The sequence below is a fragment of the Caldimonas manganoxidans ATCC BAA-369 genome (genome assembly GCF_000381125.1).
GTDB classification, from domain to species: Bacteria; Pseudomonadota; Gammaproteobacteria; order Burkholderiales; family Burkholderiaceae_C; genus Caldimonas; species Caldimonas manganoxidans.
Window position 1 is genome coordinate 1 of the sequence record NZ_KB905989.1, and the last position, 7,011, is coordinate 7,011.

Annotated in this window: 7 protein-coding genes and 1 CRISPR repeat array; of the genes, 3 read left to right on the forward strand and 4 right to left on the reverse strand. The window is 68.1% G+C overall.

Going from position 1 to position 7,011, the window contains the following annotated elements; genetic code table 11:
• From F615_RS18990 to F615_RS0116890, 3 genes are all read right to left on the reverse strand, one after another.
• Positions 1-338, reverse strand: a 338-nt coding sequence (locus F615_RS18990; protein WP_033370906.1) for a toxin VasX, incomplete at its 3' end; no start/stop codon positions are given.
• A gap of 289 nt (positions 339-627) precedes the next feature.
• Positions 628-1,815: an IS256 family transposase gene (locus F615_RS19790; RefSeq protein WP_156824682.1), complete on the reverse strand. Its 1,188-nt coding sequence runs from the start codon at positions 1,813-1,815 to the stop codon at positions 628-630.
• A 25-nt stretch (positions 1,816-1,840) separates the two neighbouring features.
• Positions 1,841-2,234: a CRISPR direct-repeat array (repeat unit 28 nt; unit sequence GGCTGCCCCGCGCGAGCGGGGATCGACC).
• Between the two features lie 194 nt (positions 2,235-2,428).
• Positions 2,429-2,674, reverse strand: a complete 246-nt coding sequence (locus F615_RS0116890; protein ID WP_019562325.1) for a CDGSH iron-sulfur domain-containing protein — start codon at positions 2,672-2,674, stop codon at positions 2,429-2,431.
• 182 nt (positions 2,675-2,856) lie between these two features.
• Between F615_RS0116890 and F615_RS18995 the strand changes: the two genes are divergently transcribed.
• Positions 2,857-3,750 (forward strand): alpha/beta fold hydrolase, encoded by an 894-nt coding sequence (locus tag F615_RS18995; protein ID WP_019562326.1) that lies wholly within the window; start codon positions 2,857-2,859, stop codon positions 3,748-3,750.
• A 7-nt stretch (positions 3,751-3,757) separates the two neighbouring features.
• On the opposite strand, the gene F615_RS0116900 is transcribed toward F615_RS18995, so the two are convergent.
• Positions 3,758-4,936 carry a GTP cyclohydrolase II gene (locus tag F615_RS0116900; RefSeq protein ID WP_019562327.1) on the reverse strand — a complete coding sequence of 393 codons (1,179 nt, stop codon included), beginning with the start codon at positions 4,934-4,936 and terminating at the stop codon, positions 3,758-3,760.
• Between the two features lie 110 nt (positions 4,937-5,046).
• Between F615_RS0116900 and F615_RS19000 the strand changes: the two genes are divergently transcribed.
• Together F615_RS19000 and F615_RS0116910 are read left to right on the forward strand one after the other, a co-directional pair.
• Entirely contained in the window at positions 5,047-5,970 is a 924-nt protein-coding gene (locus F615_RS19000) for a RibD family protein (protein ID WP_019562328.1), read from the forward strand.
• A 214-nt stretch (positions 5,971-6,184) separates the two neighbouring features.
• Positions 6,185-7,011, forward strand: an 827-nt coding sequence (locus F615_RS0116910; protein WP_026330406.1) for a phage late control D family tail protein, incomplete at its 3' end; no start/stop codon positions are given.

The following is a 7,011-nucleotide window of genomic DNA, read 5'->3' on the forward strand; positions in this document are numbered from 1 at the left end:
TGCTCGGGGCGGGTGCACACGGTGTCGGCCGAGGGCACCTCAAAGGCCGGGTGATCTGGCCCCAGCAGGTGGGCTTCGGGGGTGACGCGCCAGCTGTACCACCGATCGGTCTTGGGGATGTACAAGTGCACATAGCCGGCGCGCAGCAGGCGCAGCACCGGGCGGCTTTGCGTCAGCCCCTCAGGCACGAAGGGCGCCACCAGCTCCGGATCCACACGGGTGTGGGCCGCCCCCGGCGGCTGCAGCGCGCTGTGCAGCGCCAGCGGGCTGGGACGCAATAGCAGCAGCGACAGTCCACTCTTGTGGCAAAAGCGGCAAGGAGCAGCAGCAGCGCTCATGGGGATGGTCCTTCCTGATTGAGTGCGTTTTTGTGTGGCCGCCGACGACATTGCGGCGCGGCCGAAGCGATCGTACCGAGTCGGCTGCGCACAGGCTGTTTCAAAGCGTTGCAATCGAGCGGGTGAAGCCACGCTAGACCAGCGGGGCAGGGAGTAGGGGGGCCGTCAGGATTTCTGTGTGTGAGGCGGTTGGGTGAATTGGCTGTTGGCTGATTCTCTTGGTGTCTTCAGGCCCCTGCCAGGCCGCCGGAGGCGCCCCGGTTGAGCCATGTACTCATGGTTCAACCCCTCAGCGGCCGGCGTGGGCCGCCGTGAACCGCTCTTCGTAGAGTATCGCGAACTGGTTCATCGCCTCGCGCCACTGCTTGGCCGCGCGGCCCCAGTCGGCCGTGATGTTGCGCAGCGCCAGCCAGATGAGCTTGGTGGCCGCGTCGTCGCTGGGGAAGTGCCCGCGCGTCTTGATGATCTTGCGCAATTGGCTGTGGATGCTCTCGATGGCGTTGGTGGTGTAGACCACGCGCCGTACCGCCGGCGGGAAGGCGAAGAACGGGATCACGCGGTCCCAGGCCCGTCGCCAGGAGGCCGTCACCGTGGGGTACATCTGCCCCCAGGCGCTGCGTTCGAACTCGTCCAGGGCCTGGGCCGCGGCCTCGGCGCTGGCGGCCGTGTAGACCGGCCTGAGTGCTGCGGCCAGCAGCTTGCGGTCCTTCCAGCTCGCGTAGTCCAGGCTGTTGCGGATCAGGTGCACGATGCAGGTCTGCAGCGTGGTGGCCGGGAACACCGCGCCCAGCGCCTCGCCGATGCCCTTCAAGCCGTCGGTGACGGCGATCAGGATGTCGGCCACGCCGCGGGTCTTCAGGTCGTTGAAGACCTTCAACCAGAACTTCGCACCCTCGGTGTTCTCGATCCACAGGCCCAGGATGTCGCGCGTGCCGTCGGGCAGCACGCCCAGCGCCAGGTAGATGGCCTTGTTGCGCACGACGGCGTCCTCGCGGATCTTCACGCGCAGCGCGTCGAAGAAGACCACCGGGTACATCGGCTCCAGCGGCCGGGCCTGCCAGGCCGCCACCTCGGCCATCACGGCGTCGGTGACCGAGCTGATGAACTCCGGCGACACCTCGGTGCCGTACTGCTCGGCCAGGAAGGCCTGGATCTCGCGCACGGTCATGCCGCGCGCGTACATCGCCACGATCTTGTCGTCGAACCCGGTGAAGCGCCGCTCGTGCTTGCGGATGAGCAGCGGCTCGAAGGAGCCCTCGCGGTCGCGCGGGACCTCGATGCGCACCGGGCCGCCCTCGGTCAGCACCGTCTTGCCGGTGCTGCCGTTGCGGTGGTTGGCGCCGTCCTCGGGCTTGGGCGCGCCGGGCGGGTAGCCCAGGTGATGCGTCAGCTCAGCGCCCAGCGCGCGTTCGATCAGCGCCTTCTTGAAGGCCATCGAGACGGCCTGGACCGCCTCGGCGCTCATCGGCCCGGTCACGAACTGGTCAATGATCTCCTTGGTTGGGCTGCCCGCGCGAGCGGGGATCGACCAAGTCGATGAGCGGCCGCAACACCCGTCCAGCCGGCTGCCCCGCGCGAGCGGGGATCGACCTCCGGGGATTGGGTTTTTCCAGCCCAACATGCAGGCTGCCCCGCGCGAGCGGGGATCGACCCAACCTGCTCCCTCGGAATCAGCGCCAGCACGGGGCTGCCCCGCGCGAGCGGGGATCGACCCGCCAGCGGCAGGCCGACATTCGCTCGGCCGTGGGCTGCCCCGCGCGAGCGGGGATCGACCTGAGCGCCTCGGCCTGCTCGTCGTACATCGCTGGGCTGCCCCGCGCGAGCGGGGATCGACCCCACGGAATGCCGCGCCGCTGCTCTGGCCGGCTGGCTGCCCCGCGCAAGCGGGGATCGACCGCCGAGCTGGCTCATGGGCTTGCGGTTCGCGGCGGCTCCTCCGGGCGATCTGGGTATCGACTTCACCAACAGATACGGTGACATCGCTCACAGAGCCTCTTGGCTGCCGCCGTCCGAGAGGGTGACCGAATGCGGGCCCACGCCAAAAGCGGGCGCTCCACTCTCAAGCCGGCTTGTGGCGATTGCCTCGAGGGTCACGTCTCTCGCTTGTGCGATCCATCGCACAGCGGGGCGTTTGCGGTGGATTTGCAGCCGCAAAACCACACCGTGGTATCTTGGGTTGCGCTGTACTTCACGGGCATGAAAACGCCTTGGGCCCGGTGCGAGCCGTCGCAAAACGGCTGGTGCGTGCTCAGCCCGCAGGCGCACCACCAGTAGTCTTTGCCCGCTTCCACCTGCACCGCAAATGGGCCGTTGCTTGCGCGAACGGGTGTGGCCATGATGCCCTCCTGACGTGGGTTGAAGGCCGTGCCTCATCTTGGCACGCTTTGAGACGGACCGCCAGGGGCCCCGTGCGAGAAGACTCGCAGACCCCAAGGGGGGCCGCCTGCAGGGCACTGGGGCTGCCGGTTGACGAGTCGGTGACACACATCGACCCAGCCCTGGGCTATCCTCGGCTGCCATGAACCTGCTTGCACAGATCTTCGCCCAATTCGCTCCGGAGAAAGCCGTCGGCTACATGCTCGATACGCTGCGTCAGCGTGCGGGCTTGCAGCGCAAGTCCATCACCCTGCCCGGTGGGCTGCACTATGTCTATCTGGAAGGGGGCGAGGGCGAACCGCTGATGCTGTTGCACGGTTTTGGCGGCAACAAGGACAACTTCAACATGATCGCGCGCTACCTCACGCCGCACTATCGCGTGATCGTGCCCGACCACATCGGCTTTGGAGAGTCTGCCAAGCCGATGGATGCCGATTACCACACCGAGGCCCAGGCCGAGCGTTTGATGGCCTTGGCCCAAGCCTTGGGAGCCCCGGCACTGCACTTGGGCGGTAACTCGATGGGCGGGCATATCGCTTTGGCCTTCGCAGCGCGCTTCCCGCAGGCGGTCAAGAGCCTGTGGCTGCTGGCGCCCGGTGGTGTGTGGAGTGCGCCGCCGAGCGAGCTGGCGCAAATCGTGCAGGCCGGCGGTGACAATCCCTTGCTGGTCAGAAGCGCCGAGGATTTCGCCCGCACACTGGCTTTTACCGTGGCCAAGTTGCCCGAGGTGCCTATGCCTTACATCCGCGTGATGGCCAAAGAACGCATGGCCAACCATGCGTTGGAGCTGCGGGTGTATCAGCAGATCAAGGCCGACCCGATCGAAGAGCGTGCCCGCACCGTACAGGCCCCCAGCCTCATCGTGTGGGGTGAGGAAGACCGTGTGCTCCACCCCGAGGGCGGAACCATTTTGCAGCGCCTGATGCCGCAGGCCGAGCTCATTCGCTTGCCCGGCGTGGGGCATTTGCCGATGATCGAGCGGCCGCAAGAGTGCGCGGCCGACTATTTGCGTTTTCGGGCTCGGCTGGCGGCCTGAGCCGGCTTCACTCCTGCTCGTCTTCAGGCTTGATGTGCCCAGCACGCTCTCGTTTGGTGGCCAGATACCGTGCGTTGTGCACCGTGGGTGGCGCATGCAAGGCGATGCGATCGACCACGTCGATGCCTCCACGTCGCAGTGCTTCGATCTTGCGCGGATTGTTCGTCAACAACTGGATGCGGGTGATGTCCAGTGCCTTGAGCATGGCCACGGCGGCTTGGAAGTCGCGCTCGTCGGCGCGAAAGCCCAGATAGTGGTCGGCGTCGATGGTGTCCAAACCGCTGTCTTGCAATCGGTAGGCGCGCAGTTTGCTGCCCAGGCCGGTGCCGCGGCCTTCCTGGGCCAGGTAGAGCAGCACGCCGCCGCGCTCGGCCAAGTGGGCGATGGCGCGCTGGAGTTGGTCGCCGCAGTCGCAGCGCAGGCTGCCCAGCAGGTCGCCGGTCAAGCACGATGAATGCAAGCGCACCGGCACAGGCTGGCTGCGGTCGGGCTGGCCCACGATGATGGCCACATGCTCGGCATCGCCGTTGAGTTCCCGGAACAGCACCAGCGTGCAGTCGTCGTGCGCATCGATGGGCACGTGGGCGTCGCTGACGCGACGCAGACTCAGATGCCCTTGCTCGCTGACCTGTCTGACCTCGGCTTCGCTGACGACTTCGAGCTGGGCCGCTTCCAGCACCTCGTCGCCCACGGCACCGATGTCGACCACCACCAAAGCGGGGATCAAACGGGCCCGCTTGGCCAAGGTCAGGGCTGCCAGCATCACGGCGGTGGCGGGTTGCGGCGTTCCCAAAGACGCACGATCAGGCGCCGCCGAAGGCAGGCGTACGCGGCCTGCGGTATCGAATTCCAAGGTCACTGCACCCAGCGCCTGCAGTTGTTCGACGCTGGCGCCCGCAGGCAGCGGAAGACTCACACTGCCGGCCACGCCCAGGCCGAGGGCCGCGGCCCGCTCGGCGGTGAACAGCAGTCGCAGAGGCATGCCCAGGCTGGTCAGCCAGGCCAGGCGGGGCGGACTCAGGGTTTCGATCGTGGCGGCCAGCAGCACCGAGCCGGCGTCCGAGCGCAAAGCCAGCACACGGCCGTGCTTGAGTTCGGTCTGGGCCCGGTCCACGCGGATGGCCGCGCGTTCCGAGGCCAGATCCTGCGCCGGCAAGGTGGCAAGAGGGGAGGTCAGTGCATTCATCAGGCTGTTAGCATAGCCGCGATGGCGGGGCTCTACCGGCGCAGGCCCATCCAGCGCTTTTCGGCCGCTGCCGCCCGTGCCTGTCCACTTCCTGATGCGGAGGCTTCGATTTGACCCTCGAGCAGCATCATGGTCCGAACATTTTGGCCCTGGGCCGCACGGCAGCGCTGGCCTGTGAAGCCCTGTGGCCGTTGCTGCTGCAGGCCGCCGACTGGCGCCGCCGCCAGGGCGCAGGGCCTGCACCGCGCCTGAGTGCTGCGCACGATCCCCGGCTGGGCATGCACCTGCATGACGGTCAATGGCAGCTCCACGGAGCCTGGCCGCTGGCAGCGCACGAGCTGGCCGGCCCCTTGTTGCCTCTGGTGGCCGAGGTGCCGGCGGGAACCAGCCGGGTGGTCGGCCAACTCGGTCAGAGCCTGGACGGCCAGGTCGCCACCCAGGGTGGCGATTCGGGGGCGCTCAACGGTCCCGAGGCCCTCGTCCACTTGCACCGGCTGCGTGCGCTGAGCGATGCGGTGCTGGTGGGTACCGGCACGGCGGTGGCCGACAACCCACGGCTGACCACGCGGCACGTGAGCGGGCCCCATCCCACCCGGGTGGTGCTCGACGTGCACCTGCGCGTACCGCCCGAGGCCGGTGTGTTCACCGATGGCCTGGCGCCCACGCTGCTGGTGTGTGATGCTCCCGACCGCACCCGCGCGGCCCAGCGCGTGGGGGCGCACCAAGTGCTGGCCGTGCCGGGGTTGGTCGATGCGGCCGGCCAAGTGGTCTGGCCGGCCCTGCTGGCGAGCCTGCGTGAGCGGGGGCTGGCCGTGCTGCTGGTCGAAGGCGGGGGGGTGACCGTGTCGCGCTGCCTGGCCCAGGGTGTGCTCGACCGCTTGCACTTGATGGTGGCGCCAGTGTTGATCGGACAGGGTCGGCCTGGCGTGCAACTGCCTCCGGTGCAACATATGAGCCAGTGTCTACGCCCCCGCGCTCGGGCCTACCGCCTGGGTGAGGATGTGCTCTGGGATCTGGACCTGCGCAGCGGCTGAGCCCAGCGCAGGCGGCGCATGCCGTCGGGATACTGGCTGACGCTTTCCTGGCTGACGCTTCTTGCCGAGCGTCGCTGTCCTTGTCACACCCTGTTTCCAAAACCTGCTGGTTTTGCAGGGGTGGGGCTTGCTAGCATCCGGCGGCCGTTTTGGAAGGCCCAAGGACAAGAGGGTCAAGGGCCACAAGGCCGAGGACGAGACAGGGAGGAGTTGCATGTCCGAGCCGAAGGAGATGGCGGCGCTGGCGGCGGGCTGGATGGGCTGGTGCGAAGACGCGGGCCGGCTGCACCGCGTGCAAGGGCCACGCCTGGGGGGTGTGCTGCTGGAGCACTTCGTGGGCTGGGAGGCGCTCAACGAGCCCTACGCATACCGCGTGCAAGTGCTGTCGCTGCGGGCAGATCACGTGCTGGAAGACTGGCTGGACAGCCGAGCCGAGGTGCTGACCGTGGGCGCGCAAGGGCAGCTGTACCGTGTCAGCGGCCACATTGCGCAGGCGCGCGCGCTGGCCAGCGACGGGGCGCTGGCGCGCTACGAACTGCTGATCGTGCCGTGGCTGTGGCGGCTGCGGCTGGGCGGGCGCCAGCGCGCCTGGCAGCATTGCAGCCTGCGCCAAATCATCGACGACGTCTTTGCCCAGTACCAGCCCCAGGCGGCCTGGCGCTGGAGCCCCGAAGTCCAAGCCCACCTCCAAGCCCTGGGCCCGTGGGACTATGTGGTCCAAGGCCGAGAAAGCGACCTGGCTTTTGTGCAGCGGCTGCTGGGGCGCGCCGGGCTGGGGCTGCGCTTCGAAGAAGTCGACGGCGTGCACGACGATGCGCCGGCCCTGGGCCACCGCGCGGTCATCTTTGCGCACAGTCCCGACGAAGCCGCCTGTCCCCAACACCCCGACAGTGCGCGCGGCGGCGGCATTGCCTACCGCAGCGCCCACAGCCAACAGCCTGGCGACGGCGTGCAGACCTACCACGAACACGCCAGCCACACGGCCGCGCAGCACACCGCGCTGGGCTGGCACGAGCGGGCCAAACGCGCCCTTGCGGCCCA